Origin of the sequence: Thiemannella venezuelensis, assembly GCF_014203605.1 — a bacterium.
In the GTDB taxonomy this organism is placed as follows: Bacteria; Actinomycetota; Actinomycetes; order Streptosporangiales; family Streptosporangiaceae; genus Planomonospora_A; species Planomonospora_A venezuelensis.
This window is the reverse complement of record NZ_JACHJJ010000023.1, coordinates 21,861-43,217: the sequence shown is the minus strand read 5'-3', so window position 1 is coordinate 43,217 and position 21,357 is coordinate 21,861. Positions and strand designations below refer to the sequence as shown.

The following is a 21,357-nucleotide window of genomic DNA, read 5'->3' as shown; positions in this document are numbered from 1 at the left end:
GGCCGCCGGAGCAGTATGGCAACAAACCATCACGGATCACCCACCGGCCGTTACCACACCCGCCGCCGCACCTTGTGCCCTCACCGTCGCAGGGGCGAGACTGGGGGAACCAGGCGCATGAGCGGGGCCGGAGGTTCCGGGACCGCTGCGATCATGTCGCTGTTCTGGAGTACCCATGACGTTGGAGATCAGCAGGGAGCACCGCAACGACTTCACCATCATCACGATCGTCGGGGAGGTCGACAAGACAGAGGAAGCGATGCTCAGCGCGCAGATCGACGAGGCGCTCACGGCCGCCCGGCCGCGGCTGCTCTTCGACCTGTCGTCCATGGACTTCATCGACTCCTCCGGCCTGCGGCTCCTGGTCCAGGCCTCCAGCAGGGCCCACCGCTGCGGCGGCAGTTGCGCCCTGTGCTGCCTGAACCCCGTGCCGCGCCGGATCATGCGGCTGACCGGGCTGGACGCCGCCTTCGACCTCTACCCGACGCTCGGCGCCGCGCTGGCGAAGGGGCGGCCCGAGAGCGCCGCCTCCGTGGAGCTCTGACCCGCCCGCGGCGGCCCCGCTGCTTATCCCGTCCCGTTCGGGGCATCCGGGGGGTATGCGTGTAACAGTCGTCGGAGCGACCGGGAACGTCGGCACGAGCGTGGTGTCCGCCCTGGCCGCAGACAGCAACGTCACCTCCATCCTCGGCCTGGCCCGCAGGACGCCCGCCTGGAGCCCGGCGAAGACCGAATGGCGATCCGTGGACGTCTCCGCCGGCGACCTGGCGCCGCACTTCGCGGGCTCCGACGCCGTCGTGCACCTGGCCTGGCTGTTCCAACCGACCCGCGACCCGCTGACGACCTGGCACGTCAACGCGCTGGGCAGCCTCCGGGTCTTCGCCGCGGCGGCCCGGGCGAAGGTGCCCGCCCTGGTGTACGCCTCCTCGGTGGGCGCCTACTCCCCCGGCCCGAAGGACCGCCCCGTCACCGAGGACTGGCCCACCCACGGGTGGCCCGGCGCCGCCTACGGGCGGGAGAAGGCCTACGTGGAGCGGGCGCTCGACCTCTTCGAGCGGGAGCATCCGGAGATCCGGGTGGTGCGGCTCCGCCCCGGCTTCATCTTCAAGCGGGAGGCCGCGACCGAGCAGCGGCGGCTGTTCGCGGGGCCGTTCCTGCCCCAGCGGCTCGTGCGGCCCGGGCTGGTCCCCTTCGTCCCGGACATCCCCGGCCTCACCTTCCAGGCGGTCCACGGCGACGACATCGGCGAGGCCTACCGCCTGGCGGTGGTCGGCGACGCCTCGGGCGCCTTCAACATCGCCGCAGACCCGGTGATCGACCCCGCCGCGCTGGCCGGCCTCCTCGGCGCCCGCCTGGTGTCCGTCCCCGCTCCGCTGCTGCGCGGCGCCGTCTCCGCCGCCTGGCGGATGCGCCTGGTGCCCGCCGCTCCGGAACTGGTCGACATGGTGCTCGCGATGCCGGTCATGGACGCCTCCCGGGCCCGCACCGAGCTCGGCTGGCGGCCCCGGCACTCGGCGAGCGACGCCTTCCGCGAACTGCTGGAGGGCCTGCGCTCCGTGGCGGGCATGGCCACGCCGCCGCTCTCCCCGCACGCCGGGGGACCCGGGCGGATCGGCGAGCTGGCCACCGGGATCGGGAAGCGGGATCTGACCCGTACCCGGTGACCCGGGCGGACCGCCCGCCCGGCGTCCGGGGCCGCGGCGGGCGGCGCGGAGCGGCGCCAGGCCACGCTCTTTCCGTTTGCGCGACATATGACGGGTATGCCGCTCCCTGGGTGGGACCCTCCTGCCCGATGACGAACCAGGAGGATCGATGATCGGTGACGGCCGCACGGACAAGGACCGGCAGCTGGACGACGTCCGGGTCGACTACCGGGACACCGCCCTGACCACCGACCAGGGCATCAGGGTGGACGACACCGACAACTCCCTCCGTCCGGGCGAACGCGGTCCGACCCTGATGGAGGACTTCCACTTCCGGGAGAAGATCACCCACTTCGACCACGAACGCATCCCCGAGCGGGTGGTCCACGCCCGGGGAGCGGCGGCGCACGGCTACTTCGAGCCCTACGACGACTCGCTGGCCGCCTTCACCCGCGCGGAGTTCCTCACCTCGCCGAGGACGCGGACACCGGTGTTCGTCCGCTTCTCCACCGTGGCGGGCTCGCGCGGCTCGGCCGACACCGTCCGGGACGTGCGCGGGTTCGCGGTGAAGTTCTACACGCAGCAGGGCAACTTCGACCTGGTCGGCAACAACATGCCGGTCTTCTTCATCCAGGACGGGATCAAGTTCCCCGACTTCGTGCACGCCGTCAAGCCCGAGCCGCACAACGAGATCCCGCAGGCCTCCTCCGCCCACGACACCCTCTGGGACTTCGTGCAGCTGCAGCCGGAGACCACCCACATGATGATGTGGCTGATGTCGGACCGCGCGCTCCCCCGCAGCTACCGGATGATGCAGGGCTTCGGCGTGCACACCTTCCGGCTGGTCGACGCCGAGGGCCGGGGCACGTTCGTGAAGTTCCACTGGAAGCCGAAGCTCGGCATCCACTCGCTGGTCTGGGACGAGACCCAGAAGATCGCCGGAAAGGACCCCGACTTCAACCGCAGGGACCTGTGGGAGGCGATCGAGACCGGCAACTTCCCCGAATGGGAGCTCGGCGTGCAGCTCGTGGCCGAGGAGGACGAGCACGCCTTCGACTTCGACCTGCTGGACGCCACCAAGATCATCCCTGAGGAGCTGGTGCCGGTCCGGCCGGTCGGGCGCCTGGTGCTCGACCGCAACCCCGACAACTTCTTCGCCGAGACCGAGCAGGTCGCCTTCCACATCGGCAACGTCGTGCCCGGCATCGACTTCACCAACGACCCGCTGCTGCAGGGCCGGCTCTTCTCCTACCTCGACACCCAGCTCATCCGGCTCGGCGGCCCCAACTTCACGCAGATCCCGATCAACCGGCCCCTGGCCGACGTGCGCAACCACCACCGCGACGGCTACCACCAGATGACCATCCCGCGGGGCCAGGCGAGCTACCACCCCAACACCACCGGCGGGGGCTGCCCCGCGGTCGGCGGGCCGGGCGCCTACACGCACTTCCAGGAACGGGTGGACGGCCACAAGATCCGCAAGCGCAGCGGGAGCTTCGCCGACCACTACAGCCAGGCGACCCTGTTCTGGAACAGCATGTCCGCCTGGGAGAAGGAGCACATCGTCGCCGCCTTCCGCTTCGAGCTCGGCAAGGTCGTGCAGACCCACATCCGCGAGGGCGTGGTCCGCAACCTGAACAACGTCGACCACGACCTGGCCGCACTGGTCGCCGCGGGCATCGGAGTCGCCGCCCCGCCCGCGCCCGCCGTGCCCAACCACGGCCGCACCTCCCCCGCGCTCAGCCAGGCCCACGCCCCCGTGCAGAGCGCCGCCACCCGCAAGGTCGCGGTCCTGGTGGCCGACGGCGCCGACGCCGGCCAGGTGGAGGCCGTCCGGGCGGCGATCACCACCATGGGGGCGATCTGCGACGTCCTGGCTCCGCGGGGCGGCGCCGTACGGGGGGAGGGCGGCGAGGCCGTCCCGGTGACCCACGCCCTGGACACCATGGCCTCGGTGCTCTACGACGCCGTGCTGGTGCCCGGCGGGCAGGAGTCGGCCCGGACGCTGAGCGTGAACGGCCAGGCCGTGCACTACGTCGCCGAGGCGTTCACGCACGGCAAGGCGGTGGGCGCCCTCGGCGCCGGGTCCCTGCTGCTTGAGGCCGCCCGGATCGGGCCCGGCCCGCACCCGGGCGTGGTCGTCGGGACGACCGGGGACATCGACGACTTCGTCGAGGCCTTCGGCACGGCCGTCGCCGCCCACCGGCACCCGGAACGCGCGGTCGACAGCGTTCCCGCATAGACCGCGCAGACCGCAGAGCCCCTCCGCAAGGGGTCCCTTGCGGAGGGCCCCTTGCGGAGGCGGAAACGAGAAGGTCCCATGCGGTGACGCATGGGACCTTCTCCGGTTCTCCGCCTCCGGACGCTCTGGTCAGATCCGCGAGGTGACGGCGCGGCGGCCGAGCAGGAAGCCCAGCGCGGCCATGCCCAGGCCGAGGAACAGGTGCAGCCAGTTGTCCGCGGCGTTGAGCGGGACGAAGTTGGCCGGGCTGTCATGGGCGATCAGCAGGCCGTACAGCCAGAGCAGCAGGTACACCACCCCGCCGCCGATCAGGTAGTTGCGGGCCCCGGCCCAGGTGCGGGCGAGCGCGACGCCCGCCACCCCGAACAGCAGGTGAACGATGTTGTGCAGGATCGACACCTCGAAGACCCCGAGCAGCATCGCGTCCGACTGGTGTCCGGCGAACTCGATCTCGTCGACGTTGGACGTGATGCCGGGGATGAAGCCCAGAACTCCGACGAGGAGGAAGACGACCCCCACCACCAGCGCGGCGAGCTGTACCGGCGATCGGGGGGTCGTGCGTGCGGACGAGGGGTTCATGACGCCTCCCATATGTGAACGTCTCCGGACCGGCTCCGCTACCCTCCCGGACCGCGGATAGTCATCAACGGGGATCTCTCACGTCACCGGTGACACGGCCGCCCGTACGGGCAGGGGAAGGCGCATGGCGGAGAGAATCCTGGTCGGAACGGCCTCGTGGACCGACAGGTCGCTGCTCGACTCGGGCTGGTACCCCGACGGCGTCTCGACCCCCGCGGAGCGGCTGGCCTACTACGCCGGCCGGTTCCCGCTGGTCGAGGTGGACGCCACCTACTACCATCCCCCGGCGCTCAGGACGGTGGAGGCGTGGCGGGACCGCACGCCGCCGGGGTTCACCTTCAACATCAAGGCGTTCTCCCTGCTCACCGGCCACCCCACCCCCGCGAGGTCCCTCTACAAGGACCTGCGGGTACGGCTCGGCGACCCGGACGGCACCCTCTACGCGCGCGACCTCGGGCCTGAGGCCGTCGAGGAGGTGTGGCGGCGCTTCCTGTCCGCGATCACGCCTCTGCACGAGGCCGGCAGGCTGGGTGCCGTCCTGCTGCAGTTCCCGCCGTGGTTCCCGGCCGGGGAGCGCAACCGGCGCCACGTCCTGGAGTCCGTACGGCGCTGCGCTCCCCTGCGCGCCTGCGTGGAGTTCCGCAACCGCACCTGGATGGAGGGCGACGGCGCGGAGGAGACACTCGGTTTCCTCGCCGCCCACGGCATCCCGTACGTCAGCGTCGACATGCCGCAGGGCCATCCGTCGTCGATCCCGCCGATCCTGGCCGCCACCGCGGACCTGGCCGTGGTCCGCTTCCACGGCCATTCGGAGAAGTGGGCCAGCAAGAAGATCGAGGAACGCTTCGCCTACCGCTACTCCGAGCCGGAGCTGGAGCACTGGGCGGCCAGGATCCGGGAGTTCTCCGGCCGGGCGCAGACCGTCCACGTCCTGATGAACAACTGCTGCCGCGACAACGCCCAGCGCGACGCCGCCCGCCTGGCGGAGCTCCTGGGGGTCCCCCGGCCCGGGTACGCCGCGGCCGGGAAACCGTAAAACGCGGAGAAGGTCCACCGGAAACCGGGAACGTCGTACGATCGGACTACCGGTGACACCGCGTGGAAGACGGTGAATGGATTGTCCATCCAGGCAGGTGACCACATCGGAGCCGTCTTCGCCGACGGCGACGAGTTCGTCGCGACCACCCTCAGCCTCGCGGAGCAGGGCCTGCGGGAACACGCACGGGTGCTCGTGCTCCCCGACCCCGGCCTGGTGGAGACGGTGCGGCTCCGGCTGGCCGAGCACGGCGGGGCGATGCGCTCGGCCCTGTCGGAACACCGGCTGCAGGTGCTGGACGTCCGCCGGGCCCAGCTGCGCACCGGCTGTTTCGACCCCGAGCGCCTCCGCGCGATGTACGCCTCGGCCGCCGGGCGGTCGGTGGCCGACGGGTTCTCCGGACTGTGGATCAGCGTCGACATGGGCTGGGCGCGACCGGGAGTCGTCGACTCCGCGGCCTTGGCCGCCTTCGAGGCCGGGACGAACACCCTGTTCACCGGCCGCCGGCTGACGGCGGTCTGCCAGTACGGCACCCGGACCTTCTCCCCTGCCGAGATCACCCGTGTCCGCCGGGCGCATCCGGCCGACCTGAACGGCGCCCGCTTCCGGCACCGGCTCGCCGGCGACGGCCGAGGGCTGGCGCTCTCCGGCGACGCCGACTGGTCCAACCAGACCGCGTGGGAGGCGCTGACCGCCTCGCTTCCCGACGGGGACGCCTTCATCGACATCACCGGCATGACGTTCATGGGCGTGCGCGCGATGGCGCAGCTCGGCCAGGTGGCCGCCGCACGGCCGCACGGGATGGCGATCGTCGCCACCCCCGGCCAGAGCGCGTACCTCCGGCTGATCGGGGTCGACCGGGTCGCCGTCCTGGTGAGCGCCCGCGAGGAGGCGCACGAGACCGGGCTGAGCCGCTCCTGACGCCCCCGGCGACGCGGACGGGCCGCTCAGCCGGGGGCGGCCAGCCGCCGCACCGCCGCCACGATCTCGGTGTTCGGCACTCCTTTGAGGATGTACTCGACCACTCCGGCACGGTTCATCTCGGCCACGACACCGGGGTCGCCGTAGGCGGAGAACGCCATGACCCGGGTGCCGGGCAGACGCCGCAGGATCTCCCTGGCGGCGTGGGCCCCGCCGCCCGACATCCGCACGTCCAGGATGACGACGGCCGGCGCGTGCCGTTCGGCGAGCCGGATCGACTCGCCGGCGTCGCAGGCGACCGCGACCACGTCGAGGTCCGGTTCCGCCTCCAGCACCTCGCGGAGCACGTCCCGGATCATCGGATCGTCGTCGCCGATGAGCACGGTCAGCGGCCAGGGCGTCGCGCTCACAGCGGGATGCCCTCCTCGCCGTACGCCAGTGCGGGCACCCAGAACTCCACCGTCGTGCCGGCGCCCGGCCTCCCGTGTATCCTCCACCAGCCGCCCGCCGTCTCGGCGCGCTCCCGCATGTCGATCAGGCCGAAGTGCTCGGACGGGGACAGCGCGTCGAGCGGCCGGTCGATGCCGACGCCGTCGTCGGCGACCCGTACCAGCACGCCGTGGTCGGCCGATGTCAGCGACACGGTCACCGCCTTCGCGCGGGCGTGCTTGCCGACGTTGACCAGTGCCTCCTGGCAGATCCGGAAGATCATGATCGCGGCCTCGGGCGACGGCTCGCGGACCAGGTCGTGCTGGAGCTCGTAGGTCAGGCCCGCCTCCCCGGACACCTGGTCGAGGTATCCGGACAACCCCTCCACCAGCCCGCCGCGGTCGATGCCCGGCGGGTGCAGGCGGAAGGTCAGCCCGCGCAGGCGGGTGATGGAGGCGTCCACGGCGTCGTTGAGCCGGCGCATCGCCGCCGCGTGCTCTCCGGGCAGCCGGTCGGCCATGAGCTGCAGGCGCATTCCGACCGCGACCATGGACTGGATCGTGTCGTCGTGCACGTTCCAGGCGATACGGCGGCGCTCCAGCTCCTGCGCGTGGACCAGGTGGGACAGCAGCCTGCCCCGCTCGTCCAGGGCGCGTTCGGCGGTGCGCCGCTCGGTCATGTCCCGGGTGACCTTGCCGAACCCGCGCAGGCGCCCGCTCTCGTCGAACAGCGCGGTGATGACCACGTTCGCCCAGAACCGGGTGCCGTCCTTGCGCACCCGCCAGCCCTCGTCCTCCAGCCGCCCTTCGACGACGGCGGTCTCCAGTTCGCGCCCCGGCTTGCCCGAGGCCACGTCCTCCGGCGGGTAGAACACCGAGAAGTGCCTGCCGATGGCCTCCTCGGCCGCGTAGCCCTTGATCCGCTGCGCACCGGCGTTCCAGCTGGCGATCCGGCCGGCGGGATCGAGCATGAAGATCGCGTAGTCGACGACGCTCTGGACCAGCAGCCGGAAGCGCTCCTCGCTCTCGCGCAGCGCCTGCTCCGCGGTGTTCCATCCGGTCCTGACCCCGCCGAACCCGCGCGGGCGACCGCTCTCGTCGAAGAACTCGGCGTCGGGCATATCTCAGCTTCGCATGACCGGGTGGCGTCCGCACGGCGCATGCGCACAGCGGTTCGGCCCCGGCACAGGGCACGCCTCAGAGCACGGCGGGGTCCGGGCGGGCCGCCAGCTCGCACCACACCGCTTTCCCCGCCCGCCTGCGGCGGACTCCCCAGCAGGCGCTGAGCCGCTGGACGACGTTCAGGCCGAAGCCGTCGAACGGTCCGGGATCGCGCGGCCGCGGCAGCCGCGCGCCCGCGTCGGCGACCTCGACCCGCACCCGCGACGGGGTGCCGATCACCCGGAGCACCGGGGCTCCGGCCCCGTGGAGCAGCGCGTTCGTCACCAGCTCGGAGACGACCAGGATCACGTCCTCGTGCCGCCCGGCGTAGGCGCACGCGGCCAGGGCGCGACCGGCGGCCTTCCGCGCCTCCAGGAGGCTTCCCATCTCCTCCGTCAGGCGGTGCTCGATTTCGTACGCTCCGTGGTCGGCGCCGTCCATCCCTCAACTGTCATGCATGGACGGCGCCGACCACGAGACGCATCCGCACCGATCCGCCCGGTGCGGATGCATGAGCCGGCATGGTGCGGACGCATCAGTCGACCAGGCCTTCACGGCGCGCGATCGCCACGGCCTCCAGCTTCGAACGGGCTCCCAGCTTCTCCAGCACCCGCTGGATGTGGTTGCGGGCGGTGTTGCGGGCCACCCCCAGCCGCTCGGCGACCTGATCGGTGCTCAACCCCTCGGCCAGCATGGACAGCGCCTCCTTCTCCCGCCCGGTCAGCCCCCCTCCCGGGCGCCGCGCCCGCCCGGTCAGCCGCTCCAGAACGCCCGCCATCAGCTCGGGCGCGAACGCCACCCGGCCCGCGGCGACCTCGCGGACCGCCGCCTCCAGCTCCCGCAGCCCCGACGACTTCAGCACCAGGCCCGCACCGCCCGCCTCCGCCACCCGCGCGGCCACCGACGCGGTGGCCTCGCCGGTCAGCACCAGGATCCGCGCCCCCGGCGCCGCCTCCGCCAACCGGCCGATGACCGAGATCCCGTCACCGTCCGGCAGCCGGCGGTCGAGCACCACGACGTCCGGCCGGAAGCGGTCCGCGTCCGCCACCGCCGCCGCGATCGACCTCGACCTCGCCACCACCTCCATGCCGTCCGCCCGGTCCAGGGCCATGCCGATCGCCTCCGCCACCATGTCGTGGTCCTCCACGAGGACCACCCTGATCGGCGGCGGCACCGGCGGCTCTGATGACGGCATGTACGGCATCCTTCGGCTGCGGCGGCGCTGGCCCGTTCATTCTCCCGCTGCGCGGAACACGTCCTAACGGCCGGCCAGCGCCTCCGGCTCCTCGCTGAGCTTGTCGGTGAACCAGGAGATGGTGCGGCGCAGCCCGTCGGAGGCCTCCACCTCCGGCCGCCAGCCGAGCCGGGAGGCGGCCAGCGCGGTGTCCGGGCGCCGGACCGCCGGGTCGTCGGCGGGGCGCTCGACGAACTCGATCGGCGAGGACGAACCGGTCAGCTCCCGGACGGTCTCGGCGAGGGCGAGCATGGTCAGCTCCGCCGGGTTGCCGATGTTGACCGGGCCCGCGAAGTCGCTGTCGGCCAGGGCGAGGACGCCCGCGACCGTGTCGGTCACGTAGCAGATGGAGCGGGTCTGGGTGCCGTCGCCGGTCACGGTGATCGGCTCTCCGGACAGCGCCTGGCGGATGAAGGTGGGGATGGCCCGGCCGTCGTGCGGGCGCATCCGCGGCCCGTAGGTGTTGAAGATCCGCACGATCGCCGTGTCGGTCCCGTGGGAGTTGCGGTAGGCCGTGGTCAGCGACTCGGCGAAGCGCTTGGCCTCGTCGTAGACACTGCGCGGGCCGACCGGGTTGACGTTCCCCCAGTAGCTCTCCCGCTGCGGGTGCTCCAGCGGGTCGCCGTAGACCTCGCTGGTGGAGGCGAGCACGAACCGGGCCCCCTTCTCCCGGGCGAGGCCGAGGGCGTGCAGCGTGCCGAGGCTGCCGACCTTGAGCGTCTCGATCGGATGGCGCAGGTAGTCGGCAGGGGATGCCGCGGAGGCGAAGTGGAGCACCAGATCGACCTCGCCGGGCACGTGGACGAACCCGGTCAGGTCGCACTCGACGAGCCGGAACAGCGGCCCGCCCATCAGGTGGGCGACGTTGTCCGGCGAGCCGGTGAGGAAGTTGTCCATGCAGATCACCTCCGTCCCCCGCGCCACCAGCCGTTCGCACAGGTAGGAGCCAAGGAATCCGGCCCCGCCGGTCACCACCGCACGCCGTGCGCTCATCGCGTGCTCACCTCCAGCAGGTTCAGGGCCGCGTCGAGGACCTCCGGTACGTCGATCCTGAGCAGCCCGGGATCGGGTTCGCTTCCATGGGGGTCCCCTGACCGCCCCGCCCACAGGGCGGTGTGCGGCCCGGCGTGCGGCGGGCCCCAGAGGGCGGGCGCGACCGGCCCGAACAGCACCACGGACGGCGTGCCGTACGCGCTGGCCAGGTGGGCCACGCCGGTGTCCCCGCAGACGACCAGCCGGGCGCGGGCCACCAGCGCGGCCAGCTCCCGCAGGCCGGTGCGCCCGGCCAGCACGTGCTCGCCGGGCAGGCGGGCCAGGGCGGCCACGTGCCGGGCCAGCTCCCGCTCCGCCGTGCCGCCCGTGATCACCACGTCGTGCCCGGCCCGCCGCAGGCCCGCCGCCACCAGGGCGAACCGCGCCGCGGGCCAGCGCCTGGCCGGGTAGGCCGCTCCCGGATGGACCACGACCGGCCCCGTCCCGGCCCGGCCCGGCCCGGCGGGCTCGCCGGGGCCGGACAGGCGCAGGTCGGCGGGGTCGGCCGGGATGCCGTACCAGCCGAGCAGGTCGCACCAGCGCCGCACCTCGTGCGCCCCGTCCCGCCACGCGGGACCGGGCACGCCGGGGAAGGCGGGATGGGCATGGGTCAGCAGCCGTCCCGGTCCGGTACGGCTCAGCGCCTCGACGCTCTGCGGGCCGCGGCCGTGCAGGTTGACCGCGACGTCCGGGGAGGCGAGGGGCACCGGGCCCGGGCCCGAGACGTCCAGCAGCTCGTCGACGGCGCCGATCATCGGCAGCAGCTCCGCCAGCCCCGCCGGGGCGGCCAGCACGACCCGGTGCCCGGAGAACGCCCGGCGCAGCGCCCGCAGCGCGGGCACCGCGGTGAGCAGGTCCCCGAGCGCCAGCCCGCGCAGCGCCAGCAGCACCGGGCGCCCGTCGCCGCGCCCTCCGGCGCTCACGGTGACCCCGCCCGGACCACCGCACCGACCGCGGTGCCGGTCACAGTGCCGACCACGGTGCCGGTCACGGCCACGACGTCTCCGTGGAGTGGCAGACGAGCAGTTCCCTGATCTCGCAGCCGGCGGGCTGGCCGAGGGCGAACACGACGGTCGCGGCCACGTCCTCCGGCCGGTTGAGCAGGGCGTCGGGGCCCGGTCTGTACTGCTCGTCGCGGTCGTCGAAGAAGTGGGTCCGCATACCGCCCGGGACCAGCAGGGTCACCCCCACCTGACCGGCCAGCTCGGCCGCGAGCGCCCTGGTGAAGCCGACGACGCCGAACTTGGAGGCGCAGTAGGCGGTGGCGTCGCTCACCGCCCGCAGCCCGAGGGTGGATGCGCAGGTCACGATCCTCCCCCGGGAGGCGGTCAGGTACGGCAGGGCCGCGCGGACCACCGAGGCGGTGCCGAACAGGTTGACCTGGACCACCCGCTCCCACCGGTCGGCGGGCACGTCGGCCAGGCGCCCGCAGGCGTCGATGCCCGCGGCCGTGACGACGCCGTCCAGCCCTCCGGCCCGCTCCGCCAGCCCGGTGACGGCCCGCTCGGCCTGGGCGCGGTCGGACACGTCGGCGATCACGTGGTCCACCTCGTAATCGGGTGCGGCGACGTCGACGACCAGCGGCCGCCCGCCCGCCTTCGCCACGGCCTCGGCGGTGGCCCGGCCGAGGCCGGACGCGCCACCGGTGATCAGAATGTTCCCGACCATGGTCGTTCCTCCGGTCTCACAGCGCCGCCCGGGCGGCGGCGGTCTTCACAGCGCCGCCCGGGCGGCGGCGATCAGGCTGGTGGTGGACTGGCCGGGGACCAGCGGCAGGATCACGGTCTCGCCGCCGGCGCGGCGCACCGCCTCGGCCTCCGGCAGGTCGGACTCGGCGTAGTCGCCGCCCTTGACCCACACGTCGGGCCGCATGCGCTCGATCAGCGAGGTGGGGGTGCTCTCGCCGAAGACCACGACGGCGTCGACGCACTCCAGCGCGCGCAGCACCTCGACCCGGTCCTCCTCCGCCACCACGGGGCGGCCCGGGCCCTTGAGGCGGCGGACGGACTCGTCGGAGTTGACGCAGACGATCAGCGCGTCGCCCAGGGCCCGCGCCCGGCGGAGCAGGCTGACGTGGCCGGCGTGCAGCAGGTCGAAGCAGCCGCCGGTGGCCACCAGTCTGCCGCCGCGGGCCCGGACGAGCTCGGCGGTCTCCCGGGGCGTGCGCGGGCGGTCGCCCAGCTCCGGGCCGAAGAGCCGCCCGCCCCGGTCCCGGGCGGCGGACCGGCCGTCCGCGCCGGATCCGGCGAACCGGCCGGCGGGGGCGGGCGAGCCCACGCGGGCCGCTCCCCCGCTCTCCACGAAGCGGGTGGCATGGCCGACCGCCGCCTCCACGGCCTCCTCCGCCGAGGAGCCGTCGCGCAGCGCCAGCGCGGCCGTCCCGGCGAACCGGTCGCCGGCCCCGCAGGCGTCGCCCCCCGCCACGGGGAAGGGCGGGGGCACCAGGGTGAACCGGCCGCCCCGCCGCGCCACTCCGGCGCCGCGGGCGCCCAGCGTGACGGCGACCGCCTCGGCGTCCAGGTCGCGGGCCAGGCCCCGGGCCGCCTGCTCGGGCGAGCCGTACGGCCCCGCGCACAGCAGCCGGGCCTCGGCCTCGCTCGGCGTGACGAGCGCGCAGCCGGGGAGCGGGGTGAGCCCGCGCGGGTGCGGGTCCCAGACCAGCGGCCCGGTGGCCTCGGCCAGCGCCTCCCGCAGGACCTCCGCGGTCCCGAGCCCGTAGTCGGAGACCAGGACCGCCCCCGCGTCCCTGATCGCCTCGGCGGCCCTGCGCAGTTCCGGCGCGCGCCCGCGGCCCCCGGGCCCGCCGCGCTCGGCCCTGCCCTCTCCGGTGTCGACCCGGAGCAGCGTCTGGCCGCGCGCCCGGATCCGGGTCTTGGTCACGGTGCCGCCGCTCAGCGGGAGCCGTACGGTCTCCACCGAACCGGCGAGCATCTCCTGCAGGATCCGGCCGGACTCGTCGTCGCCGGCCGCGGTGACCAGGACGACCTCGGTCCCCTCGCCGGCCGCGAGCAGGGCGGCGAGTCCCGCGCCGCCGGGACGCCGGCGCTCGCGGGTCCCCGCCACGACGGGCACGGGCGCGTCCGGGCAGAGCCGCTCCGCCTCGCCCTCGACGTCCACGTCGAGCAGGCTGTCGCCGACGACGACGAGCGGTCCTGGGCTCATCCGCACGCCTCCTCCAGCAGGTCCTCGCACGTCTCCTCCGCCTCCCCGCACGCCTCCTCCATCGCGGCGCAGAGCATGTGGATCACGGCGAGGTGCACCTCCTGCACGGTCGCGGTGTCCGCGGCGGCGACCGCGAAGGCGTCGTCGCAGAGCTCGGCGAGGGGGTTGGGCACCGGGCCGGTCAGCGCCCAGGTCGTGAGGCCGCTCTCGCGGGCGGCGAGGGCGGCGGCCAGGACGTTCGGGCTGGTCCCGCTGGTGGACAGGCAGAGCAGGACGTCACCGGGGCGGCCGTGCGCCCGCACCTGGCGGGCGTACACCTCCTCCGCGCCGAAGTCGTTGCCGATCGCGGAGACGGCGGAGGTGTCGGCGTGCAGCGGGATCGCCGCGTACGGCCGGCGGTCGTCGCGGAAGCGGCCGACCAGCTCGGCGGTCAGGTGCTGGGCTTCGGCGGCCGAACCGCCGTTCCCGCAGGCCAGGAGCCTTCCGCCGCCGGTGAGCACCGCGGCGAGCTTGCGGCCCCATACGGAGATCGTCGGAGTTTCGGCGTCCACCGCGGCGAGCGCGGTGCTCAGGCGTGACAGGTGTGGGTGCATGGTTCAGCCTCCTGCCGTTGCGGCGATCCGGTTCTGGTCGGGATTCCGTTGACCGGCGATCACATCGAGGTAGACGGCTTCGGTCCGTTCGGCGATCCGGGGCCAGCCGTACCGGGACCGGGCGCGGCGCTCACCGGCCCGCCCGATGGCCGCCCGCTGCTCCGGATGGTCCAGCAGGTCGCGCAGCGCCCGGGCGAGGGCGCGGGGGCGGCGGGGCGGGACCAGGGTCCCGCAGCCCGCCACGGTGTCGAGGTGGCCGCCGACGGCGGAGGCGACCACGGGCACCCCGCAGGCCATGGCCTCCAGCGGCACGATTCCGAAGGGCTCGTACCAGGGCACGCTGACCACCGCGGCGGCCGAGCGCAGCAGGGCGGGGACATCGGCGCGGCCGACGCTGCCGACCAGGTGCACCCGGTCGGCGATGCCGTGCGCCGCGGCCAGGCGGGCCAGCCGCCGGGCCTCCTCGTCGTCCGGCGCGCCCCCGGCGATCACCAGTTCGGCGTCGGGCAGGTGGCGCAGGGCCTCGACGACGGTGCCGACCCCCTTGCGGGGGACCATGCGGCCGATGCTGAGGATGCGGGGCCGCCGCCCGCGCGGGGCGACGGGGCCGCCGGGTCGGAACCGGGTCAGGTCGACGCCGCACGGCACGACCGCGACGCGCTCGCCGGGCACGCCCATCGCCAGCAGCTCGTTCACCTCGTCGCCGCACGTGGCCACGACGCCCCGCGCCCGCTGCCCGATCTCCGCCTCCAGGGCGATCCGCTCGGGCGGGCTGGTGTCCGCCGTCCCCTGCCAGCGGCGCTTGACCGTGCCGAGGGCGTGGAAGGTCTGCAGGACCGGGGTCCCGAGGCCCCGGGCGGCCTCCAGTGCGGCCAGGCCGCTCATCCAGAAGTGGGCGTGCGCCACGTCGGGCCGCCACCGGGCCCAGCACCGCCGCAGGTGGCCGGCGAAGGCGGGCATGTACGGCAGCAGCATGTCCTTGGGCACGGGCACGGGCGGCCCGGCCGGGACGTGCTCGACGGTCACCCCGGGATGGAGCGGGACCGTCCCCGGCACGTCCTGGCGGTCCCGCCGGGTGTACACGACGACCTCGTGCCCCCGGTCGGCCAGGGCGGCCGCCAGGGCGGCGACGTGGACGTTCTGCCCGCCGGCGTCGACTCCGCCGATGGCGGCCAGCGGATTGGCGTGCTCGGATATGAGAGCGATCCTCATACGACTGCCTCCTTCGGCCTCATACGACTGCCTCCTGCCGTACGGCCAGGCGGCGGACGGCCTCGGCGACCTGCTCCTCCGGCACGGACGACAGGCAGGGATGGCCGGGGACCGGGCAGGTCCTGGCCCTGGTGCCCCGGCAGGGGGCGTCCTGGTCCCCCAGGACCGCGGAGGAGACGCCGTACGGCGCCCAGCGGGCGGCCGGGACGACGGGTGCGAACAGGCTGACGACCGGGGTGCCGACCGCCGCCGCCAGGTGCGCGGGACCGGTGTTGGCCGCCACGGCGACGCTCGCCCCGGCGAGCACCGCCGCGAGTTCGGCGAAGGTGGTCAGCCCTCCCAGGTCGACGACGGTCCCGGGCTCCCCGCCCGCCGCCCCCGCCTGGATCCGCGGCCCGCCGGCGGGCGGACCGGTGCGGGCGGACCCGGCGATCCGCGCGGTGAGCCCGCTCTCGCCGGGGCTGCCGGTCACCACGACCCGCCACCCCGCGGCGGAGAGGCGCCGGACCAGGCCGGACCAGCTCTCGGCCGGCCAGGCCCGCGCGGGCGCCGAGACACCGGGGTGCACGGCCACGTAGCCGGGCGGCCCGGCCAGGTGCCGGACCTCCGGGAGCGGGCGGCGCACGGCGAGCCCGCCGTCGTCGCCGGGCGGCAGCTCGAACCCCGCCGCCCGGGCCAGGCCGAGCATGCGCTCGGCCTCGGGCACGTCCGCGTCCTCGTCGACGACCCGCCTCAGGTCGAGCAGGGAGCCGGGGTAGTCGGTGCTGATCGCGGAGATCCTGGGCACTCCGGCGAGCCGGAGCAGCAGCGCCAGCGGGAGCGGGGACTGGTGGAAGGAGGTCAGGATCAGGGCGTGCTCGGGGGCCGCCCGGCGGACGGTCCTGATCAGCCGCGCGGTGTGCGGGCCGGTCACCGGCTGCGGCTCTGGGTCGATCCACGGGGTGCGCCACTCGATCACCCGGGAGACGCCGGGCAGCAGCTCTCCCGCGGCCCGGCCGTGCGGGCCTGCCAGCAGGACGACCTCGCGCGCCCCGGCGGCGACCGCCCGGATCGCCGGACCGGCCAGCAGGACGTCGCCGGCGTTGTCGACGCGCGCCACGAGCACCGTTCCCGCGGGTCCCGCCGTACCGCCCGCCGCGGGGCCCTTCGCAGGAGCCGTCACCGGCGGACCCGGATCTCGCCCCGGAGGCGGTGCGCGCAGGCCGCCGGAGGGATGGCCACGCTCGTGACCGCCATCCGCCGGATCTCCTCCGCCGTGCGCGGCCCCGGGGCGATGCGCGCCCAGGCGAACTCCGCGGTGAGCAGCGCCCACACCGCTCCCGCCGCCGCGGCCGCGCCCCTGCGGCCCGCCAGTCCCGCGCCGACCGCGAGCAGGCCCGCGCCGGTGACGAGGGCGTGCCTGCGCAGCCGTCCCGGCGCGCCGCCGAGCGCGGCCCGCCAGGCGGGACCGTGCACGCGCCGCATCAGCGCGTCGTCGGCGTTGCCGCGCTGGAAGCGCACGCTGGCCCAGAACCCGTCGTCGCGGACCGGGTGCCTGGTGGTGCGCTCGCCGCGCACCAGCCGGTAGCCCGCCGCCCGCACCCGCAGCGCCAGGTCGGCGTCCTCCCGGTAGGCGCGGGGGAAGCGCTCGTCGAACCCGCCGGTCCGCTCCAGCGCGGCCCGCCGGTAGGCCATGTCCGCGGTGATCCACTCGGCGGTCGCCAGGCCCGCGGTGTTGCGCTCGGCGTCGGTGGGCCTGCGGTCCGCCGGCAGGGGGACCTCGATGCGCCCCTGGCTCCCGCCCACGTCGGCGGGGAGGTCCTCCAGGTCGGCGCGGACCGCCTTGTCCCAGCCGGGCTCGGGGACCACGTCGTCGTCGAGGAACACCACCCACGGCGTGCCGGCCGCGCGCCAGCCGGTGTTCCTGGCGGCGGCGGGCCCCCGTCCGCCGGAGCGCAGCACCCGGACCCGGCCGCCCCCGGCGCGCAGCGCGCCCAGGACGTCGTGGTCGGAGGGCACGGACGCGGCCCCGGCCGGCGGCGGTCCGCCCGCCGGAGGCTCGGGCAGGGGATCGATGATCTCGTCGGGGCGGTCGTCGACCACGATGACCTCGGTCCGCGGGTCCAGCGCGGCGAGGGTCGCGGCGAGGGTGGGCCTGCCGATCGTCGGGATGACCACGGTGATCATGATGCGAACACCTGCCCCCGCCGGACCAGGTACGGGCCGAGCACGAGCAGGTCCACCGGCGCGGAGCCGAAGCACTCCAGCGCGTCGCGGGGGTCGTCGACCATGGGCCGCCCGGCCGTGTTGAGGCTGGTGTTGACCACCACCGGGATCCCGGTCCTGGCCTCGAACTCCTCCAGCGTCCTGGCCATCAGCGGGTCGTCGGCCCGCTCCACCGTCTGGATGCGGGCGGTGCCGTCGACGTGCACGACGGCCGGGATGCGCTCGCGCCACTCGGGCCGCACGTCGTGGACGAAGAGCATGTAGGGGCTGGGCACCGGCCCGCGCTCGAAGATCTCCCCTGCGCGCTCGGCGAGCACCATCGGGGCGATCGGGCGGAACTGCTCGCGGCCCTTGACGTCGTTGAGCCGCTCGGTGTTGGCGGCCCGTCCGGGGTGGGCCAGCAGGGAGCGGCGGCCGAGCGCGCGCGGGCCGTACTCGCTGCGCCCCTGGAACCACGCGACGATCCGGTCGGCGGCCAGCTCGGCGGCGACCGCGGCGGCCAGGTCGGCGGGGCGCTCGTAGGGCACCCGCGCCGTCTGCAGCCAGCTCGCCAGCTCCTCGTCGGTCCAGCCCCGGCCGAGGTCGGCGCCGGGCATCGGCGCGGCCGGCTCCCCGGCCGCCTGGGCCAGGTGCAGCGCCCCGCCGAGCGCGGTGCCGGCGTCTCCGGCGGCGGGCTGCACCCAGAGCTCCTCGAAGGGGCCCTCGGCCAGCAGCCGGGTGTTGGCCACGCAGTTGAGGGCCACGCCCCCGGCCATGGTCAGGCACCGCTCGCCGGTGCGCTCGTGCAGCCAGCGGGCCAGGTCGAGCAGGACCTCCTCCAGCCGTTTCTGCACGCTGGCGGCGAGGTCGGCGTGGTCGGCCGACCACTCCTCGCCCCTGTCGAGGGCCTTGGCGTAGCCGCCCCAGTCGATCGGGCCGACGCGGAAGCCGCCGTCGCCGGTGGCGTGGATCAGCTCGCGCAGCTCCCCCAGGAAGCGGGGCTCGCCGTAGGAGGCCAGCGCCATGACCTTGTACTCGTCGCTGGAGCGCAGGAAGCCCAGGTGCTCGGTGACCTCCTCGTACATCAGCCCGAGGGAGTGCGGCAGCTCCTGGGTGGCCAGGACGGTCAGCTCGCCGCCGGTGTAGCGACCGGCCAGGTGGGAGACCGCCTCGCCGCGGCCGTCGCAGACCAGCACCGCCGAGTCCCGGTACGGCGCGGCCAGCCCGGCCGAGGCGGCGTGCGCGACGTGGTGGGGCACGTAGCGGACCTGGGCGGGGTCGAGGCCGGGCAGGGCGGTGGCCAGGAAGGCCGGGGCCCGGTGGGCGTAGGTGGTGCGCAGGTCCTCCCAGCGCTCGTCCAGGCCCTGCTGCCCGGGGCGCACGAGCGCCGGGTCGTAGGAGTAGGCGACCGCGTCGAGGTCCTCGGGCCGCAGGCCCGCCTGCCGCAGGCACCACGCGGCGGCCTGCTCGGGGAGCTCCCAGGACGAGAAGGGGACGGGACGTTTTCCGTGCTTGCGGCGGCTGAACCTTTCCTCTTCGGCGGCCGCCACCACTTCACCGTCGACCACAAGGGCCGCTGCCGGGTCATGAAAGATCGCGTTTAACCCCAGAAAATTCATGGACTCGCCTCCCGCTGATGCCTAACCACTACCGAGAGAAGCGCTTCTCAAACACTTCCCTCTGGTAGAAGTGCAGCTAGGAGGCCTGCAAGCTGCAATTTGTCACTGTAAGTAGTTTTTTTGGGGTTAACCTCCGGACGTCCGGGTAGCGGATTAGGTTGACGAACAATCCCTCCGGAGGTGCCGGTGCCGCACAGGAGACGACCCGCCGCCGTGCTATTCGACCGCGACGGAACCCTTATTTACGACGTCCCTTACAACAATGATCCGGAAATGGTCGAAGCCATTCCGGGCGGTCGCGCCGCGGTGGACCGGATCCGCCGCGCGGGCGTGCCGGTCGGGGTGGTGAGCAACCAGTCCGGCGTCGCCAGGGGCCTGATCGGGGCCGGCGAGCTGGCGGCGGTGAACGCCCGCGTCGAGGAGCTGCTCGGCCCGTTCGACGTGTGGGCGGTCTGCCCGCACGACGACGCCGACGGGTGCGCGTGCCGCAAGCCCGCCCCCGGGCTGGTCCTGCAGGCGGCGGCGGCGCTCGGCGTGGACGCCCGCGACTGCGTGGTGATCGGCGACATCGGCAGGGACGTCGAGGCCGCCCGCGCCGCCGGGGCGCGGGGCATCCTGGTGCCGACGGAGGTGACACTGCCCGGGGAGGTCGCCGCCGCCGGGGAGGTCGCCGCCGACCTCGCCGCCGCGGTCTCCCTGGCCCTCGGCGGGACGGCGGAGCCCCGCGAGGCGTCGGAGCCCCGCGGCACGGCGGGCGCGACCGGCGCAGCGGAGACGGCGGAGACCGTAGAGACGGCGGAGGTGGCGCGGTGAGGATCCTGCTCTGGCACGTGCACGGCTCGTGGACCACGTCGTTCGTGCACGGCGCCCACGACTACCTGGTCCCCGCCACCCCTGACCGGGGTCCCGACGGACGCGGCCGGGCGCGGACCTACCCCTGGCCGGAGGCCGCCCGCGAGGTGCCCGCCGACCGGCTCCGCGACGAGGACGTGGACCTGGTCGTCCTGCAGCGCCCGCACGAGCTCGACCTGGCCGCCGAGTGGCTGGGCCGCCGCCCAGGCCGGGACGTGCCGGCCGTCTACGTCGAGCACAACACCCCCAAGGGGGACGTCCCGGCCACCCTGCACCCGCTGGCCGAGCGCGCCGACGTCCCCGTGGTCCACGTGACCCACTTCAACCGCCTGTTCTGGGACTGCGGCCGGGCCCCCACCCGCGTGATCGAGCACGGCGTCGTCGACCCCGGCCACCTCTACACCGGCGAGCTGCCCCGGGCGGGCGTCGTGGTCAACGAGCCGGTCCGGCGCGAGCGGGTCGCCGGCGCCGACCTGCTGCCGCAGTTCGCCGAGGAGGCGCCGCTGGACGTCTTCGGCATGAAGGTCACCGGCCTGCCGGACCACCTCGGCATCCCGCTGGGCGTCTTCGAGGACCTGCCGCAGGCGGCGATGCACGCCGAACTGGCCAGGCGCCGCGTCTACCTGCACCCCTACCGGTGGACCTCGCTCGGCCTGTCCCTGATCGAGGCCATGATGCTCGGCATGCCGGTGGTGGCGCTGGCCGCCACCGAGGCGGTGGAGGCGGTGCCGCCGGAGGCGGGCGTGGTCTCGACCCGCGTCTCCGTGCTCACCGCCGCCCTGGACGCCTTCGTCGGCGAGCCCGAGCTGGCCCGCCAGGTCGGCAGGACCGCCCGCGCCGCCGCCCTGGCCCGCTACGGCCTGGGCCGGTTCCTGGCCGACTGGGACCGCCTGATCGCCGAGGCCACCGGGTCCGGCGGGGTCTCCGCGGTCACCCGGGAGCATCCGGCCGTCCTGGACGACCTGCCGGCGTGACTTTCGCGGCCGGTGGGGCAGGAGGGGCTGATGACCACGCGAACCACGCTCGCCGCCGCAGCGGCCCTGACCGCTCTGGCCACGGGGTCGGCCGGGTGCTCGTCCACCGGTGAGACGGCCGCGCGGCAGGCCGCGGAGCGGTTCTACGCCGCGGTGGCGGGCGGGCAGGGCGAGCGGGCCTGCGCGCTGCTGACCCCCGAGGCCGCCGAGAGCCTCCGGACCGGAGACGGTACGTGCGGGCAGGCCGTCCTGGCGCTCGGCCTGCCCGGCGGCGAGGTGACGGGTGCCCAGGTCTGGGGGGACGAGGCCCAGGTGCGGCTGGCGCGCGACACCGTCTTCCTGCACCGCTTCGCGCAGGGCTGGCTGGTGCGCGGGGCGGGTTGCCGGCCCCGCGGCGACCTGCCGTACGACTGCGAGGTGGAGGGCTGAAGATGCGCCTGATGTTCGTCACGACCCTCGTCATCATCTCGGCCGGCCTGGTCTAC

22 protein-coding genes are annotated in these 21,357 nt (G+C 74.6%); 8 read left to right on the top strand and 14 right to left on the bottom strand.

All coding sequences use genetic code 11. The features are described from left to right. Positions 1–175 precede the first annotated feature (175 nt). From FHS22_RS27970 to FHS22_RS27960, 3 genes are all read left to right on the top strand, one after another. Positions 176–544: an STAS domain-containing protein gene (locus FHS22_RS27970; protein WP_184946452.1), complete on the top strand. Its 369-nt coding sequence runs from the start codon at positions 176–178 to the stop codon at positions 542–544. Positions 545–599: 55 nt separating this feature from the next. Further along, positions 600–1,664, top strand: a complete 1,065-nt coding sequence (locus FHS22_RS27965; protein ID WP_184946450.1) for an NAD-dependent epimerase/dehydratase family protein — start codon at positions 600–602, stop codon at positions 1,662–1,664. A 148-nt stretch (positions 1,665–1,812) separates the two neighbouring features. Next, complete coding sequence (locus FHS22_RS27960; protein ID WP_184946448.1) at positions 1,813–3,885, top strand: catalase; 2,073 nt, start codon at positions 1,813–1,815, stop codon at positions 3,883–3,885. Between the two features lie 129 nt (positions 3,886–4,014). On the opposite strand, the gene FHS22_RS27955 is transcribed toward FHS22_RS27960, so the two are convergent. Further along, a complete protein-coding gene (locus FHS22_RS27955) occupies positions 4,015–4,464 on the bottom strand; it encodes a DUF4383 domain-containing protein (protein ID WP_184946446.1) in 450 nt (149 codons plus the stop codon). Positions 4,465–4,588: 124 nt separating this feature from the next. Here FHS22_RS27955 and FHS22_RS27950 point away from each other — a divergent pair, with 124 nt between their 5' ends. Then, on the top strand, positions 4,589–5,500 hold the full coding sequence (locus FHS22_RS27950) for a DUF72 domain-containing protein (RefSeq protein WP_184946445.1): 912 nt from the start codon (positions 4,589–4,591) through the stop codon (positions 5,498–5,500). Between the two features lie 81 nt (positions 5,501–5,581). Next, complete coding sequence (locus tag FHS22_RS27945) at positions 5,582–6,421, top strand: MEDS domain-containing protein (protein ID WP_184946442.1); 840 nt, start codon at positions 5,582–5,584, stop codon at positions 6,419–6,421. 26 nt (positions 6,422–6,447) lie between these two features. Here the strand turns inward: FHS22_RS27945 and FHS22_RS27940 are convergent, their stop codons facing one another. From FHS22_RS27940 to FHS22_RS27880, 13 genes are all read right to left on the bottom strand, one after another. Continuing rightward, positions 6,448–6,831 carry a response regulator gene (locus tag FHS22_RS27940; RefSeq protein ID WP_221474204.1) on the bottom strand — a complete coding sequence of 128 codons (384 nt, stop codon included), beginning with the start codon at positions 6,829–6,831 and terminating at the stop codon, positions 6,448–6,450. Beyond that, complete coding sequence (locus FHS22_RS27935) at positions 6,828–7,970, bottom strand: PAS domain-containing sensor histidine kinase (RefSeq protein ID WP_184946440.1); 1,143 nt, start codon at positions 7,968–7,970, stop codon at positions 6,828–6,830. Before FHS22_RS27935 ends, FHS22_RS27940 begins: the two co-directional genes overlap by 4 nt. A gap of 76 nt (positions 7,971–8,046) precedes the next feature. After that, positions 8,047–8,451: an ATP-binding protein gene (locus FHS22_RS27930; protein WP_184946438.1), complete on the bottom strand. Its 405-nt coding sequence runs from the start codon at positions 8,449–8,451 to the stop codon at positions 8,047–8,049. Positions 8,452–8,545: 94 nt separating this feature from the next. Further along, positions 8,546–9,205, bottom strand: a complete 660-nt coding sequence (locus FHS22_RS27925) for a response regulator transcription factor (protein WP_221474203.1) — start codon at positions 9,203–9,205, stop codon at positions 8,546–8,548. Positions 9,206–9,268: 63 nt separating this feature from the next. Beyond that, complete coding sequence (locus FHS22_RS27920) at positions 9,269–10,237, bottom strand: UDP-glucuronic acid decarboxylase family protein (RefSeq protein WP_184946434.1); 969 nt, start codon at positions 10,235–10,237, stop codon at positions 9,269–9,271. Then, entirely contained in the window at positions 10,234–11,199 is a 966-nt protein-coding gene (locus FHS22_RS27915) for a glycosyltransferase family 9 protein (protein WP_338047989.1), read from the bottom strand. The genes FHS22_RS27920 and FHS22_RS27915 overlap by 4 nt, the downstream gene beginning before the upstream one ends. A 64-nt stretch (positions 11,200–11,263) precedes the next feature. Then, the gene (locus FHS22_RS27910; protein ID WP_184946432.1) at positions 11,264–11,944 is read right to left on the bottom strand and encodes an SDR family oxidoreductase; all 681 of its coding nucleotides are present in this window, start codon (positions 11,942–11,944) and stop codon (positions 11,264–11,266) included. A 45-nt stretch (positions 11,945–11,989) separates the two neighbouring features. After that, positions 11,990–13,438: a D-glycero-beta-D-manno-heptose 1-phosphate adenylyltransferase gene (gene rfaE2, locus FHS22_RS27905; RefSeq protein ID WP_184946430.1), complete on the bottom strand. Its 1,449-nt coding sequence runs from the start codon at positions 13,436–13,438 to the stop codon at positions 11,990–11,992. Next, the gene (locus FHS22_RS27900; RefSeq protein WP_184946428.1) at positions 13,435–14,031 is read right to left on the bottom strand and encodes a D-sedoheptulose-7-phosphate isomerase; all 597 of its coding nucleotides are present in this window, start codon (positions 14,029–14,031) and stop codon (positions 13,435–13,437) included. Before FHS22_RS27900 ends, rfaE2 begins: the two co-directional genes overlap by 4 nt. 3 nt (positions 14,032–14,034) lie before the next feature. Beyond that, complete coding sequence (locus FHS22_RS27895; RefSeq protein WP_184946426.1) at positions 14,035–15,243, bottom strand: glycosyltransferase; 1,209 nt, start codon at positions 15,241–15,243, stop codon at positions 14,035–14,037. Positions 15,244–15,262: 19 nt separating this feature from the next. Continuing rightward, positions 15,263–16,405, bottom strand: coding sequence for a glycosyltransferase family 9 protein (locus FHS22_RS27890; protein ID WP_338047988.1), 1,143 nt, complete (start codon positions 16,403–16,405; stop codon positions 15,263–15,265). Then, positions 16,402–17,409 carry a glycosyltransferase family 2 protein gene (locus FHS22_RS27885; RefSeq protein ID WP_184946424.1) on the bottom strand — a complete coding sequence of 336 codons (1,008 nt, stop codon included), beginning with the start codon at positions 17,407–17,409 and terminating at the stop codon, positions 16,402–16,404. The genes FHS22_RS27890 and FHS22_RS27885 overlap by 4 nt, the downstream gene beginning before the upstream one ends. Further along, positions 17,406–19,046: a carbamoyltransferase family protein gene (locus FHS22_RS27880; protein WP_184946422.1), complete on the bottom strand. Its 1,641-nt coding sequence runs from the start codon at positions 19,044–19,046 to the stop codon at positions 17,406–17,408. The genes FHS22_RS27885 and FHS22_RS27880 overlap by 4 nt, the downstream gene beginning before the upstream one ends. A gap of 180 nt (positions 19,047–19,226) precedes the next feature. Between FHS22_RS27880 and FHS22_RS27875 the strand changes: the two genes are divergently transcribed. From FHS22_RS27875 to FHS22_RS27865, 3 genes are read left to right on the top strand one after another with little or no spacing between them, the layout of a single operon-like run. Beyond that, on the top strand, positions 19,227–19,859 hold the full coding sequence (locus tag FHS22_RS27875; protein ID WP_338047987.1) for a D-glycero-alpha-D-manno-heptose-1,7-bisphosphate 7-phosphatase: 633 nt from the start codon (positions 19,227–19,229) through the stop codon (positions 19,857–19,859). Next, positions 19,856–20,872 carry a glycosyltransferase gene (locus FHS22_RS27870; RefSeq protein WP_184946419.1) on the top strand — a complete coding sequence of 339 codons (1,017 nt, stop codon included), beginning with the start codon at positions 19,856–19,858 and terminating at the stop codon, positions 20,870–20,872. Before FHS22_RS27875 ends, FHS22_RS27870 begins: the two co-directional genes overlap by 4 nt. A 30-nt stretch (positions 20,873–20,902) precedes the next feature. Then, the gene (locus tag FHS22_RS27865; RefSeq protein ID WP_221474202.1) at positions 20,903–21,301 is read left to right on the top strand and encodes a hypothetical protein; all 399 of its coding nucleotides are present in this window, start codon (positions 20,903–20,905) and stop codon (positions 21,299–21,301) included. The last annotated feature ends 56 nt before the right edge of the window (positions 21,302–21,357 follow it).

Excerpts from the sequence above, each read along its gene's own strand:
- FHS22_RS27970 (WP_184946452.1), top strand. The coding sequence starts at position 176 with ATGACGTTGGAGATCAGCAGGGAGCACCGCAACGACTTCACCATCATC.
- FHS22_RS27965 (WP_184946450.1), top strand. The coding sequence starts at position 600 with ATGCGTGTAACAGTCGTCGGAGCGACCGGGAACGTCGGCACGAGCGTG.
- FHS22_RS27960 (WP_184946448.1), top strand. The coding sequence starts at position 1,813 with ATGATCGGTGACGGCCGCACGGACAAGGACCGGCAGCTGGACGACGTC.
- FHS22_RS27955 (WP_184946446.1), bottom strand. The coding sequence starts at position 4,464 with ATGAACCCCTCGTCCGCACGCACGACCCCCCGATCGCCGGTACAGCTC.
- FHS22_RS27950 (WP_184946445.1), top strand. The coding sequence starts at position 4,589 with ATGGCGGAGAGAATCCTGGTCGGAACGGCCTCGTGGACCGACAGGTCG.
- FHS22_RS27935 (WP_184946440.1), bottom strand. The coding sequence starts at position 7,970 with ATGCCCGACGCCGAGTTCTTCGACGAGAGCGGTCGCCCGCGCGGGTTC.
- FHS22_RS27930 (WP_184946438.1), bottom strand. The coding sequence starts at position 8,451 with ATGGACGGCGCCGACCACGGAGCGTACGAAATCGAGCACCGCCTGACG.
- FHS22_RS27925 (WP_221474203.1), bottom strand. The coding sequence starts at position 9,205 with ATGCCGTCATCAGAGCCGCCGGTGCCGCCGCCGATCAGGGTGGTCCTC.
- FHS22_RS27920 (WP_184946434.1), bottom strand. The coding sequence starts at position 10,237 with ATGAGCGCACGGCGTGCGGTGGTGACCGGCGGGGCCGGATTCCTTGGC.
- FHS22_RS27910 (WP_184946432.1), bottom strand. The coding sequence starts at position 11,944 with ATGGTCGGGAACATTCTGATCACCGGTGGCGCGTCCGGCCTCGGCCGG.
- rfaE2 (WP_184946430.1), bottom strand. The coding sequence starts at position 13,438 with ATGAGCCCAGGACCGCTCGTCGTCGTCGGCGACAGCCTGCTCGACGTG.
- FHS22_RS27900 (WP_184946428.1), bottom strand. The coding sequence starts at position 14,031 with ATGCACCCACACCTGTCACGCCTGAGCACCGCGCTCGCCGCGGTGGAC.
- FHS22_RS27895 (WP_184946426.1), bottom strand. The coding sequence starts at position 15,243 with ATGAGGATCGCTCTCATATCCGAGCACGCCAATCCGCTGGCCGCCATC.
- FHS22_RS27885 (WP_184946424.1), bottom strand. The coding sequence starts at position 17,409 with ATGATCACCGTGGTCATCCCGACGATCGGCAGGCCCACCCTCGCCGCG.
- FHS22_RS27880 (WP_184946422.1), bottom strand. The coding sequence starts at position 19,046 with ATGAATTTTCTGGGGTTAAACGCGATCTTTCATGACCCGGCAGCGGCC.
- FHS22_RS27865 (WP_221474202.1), top strand. The coding sequence starts at position 20,903 with ATGACCACGCGAACCACGCTCGCCGCCGCAGCGGCCCTGACCGCTCTG.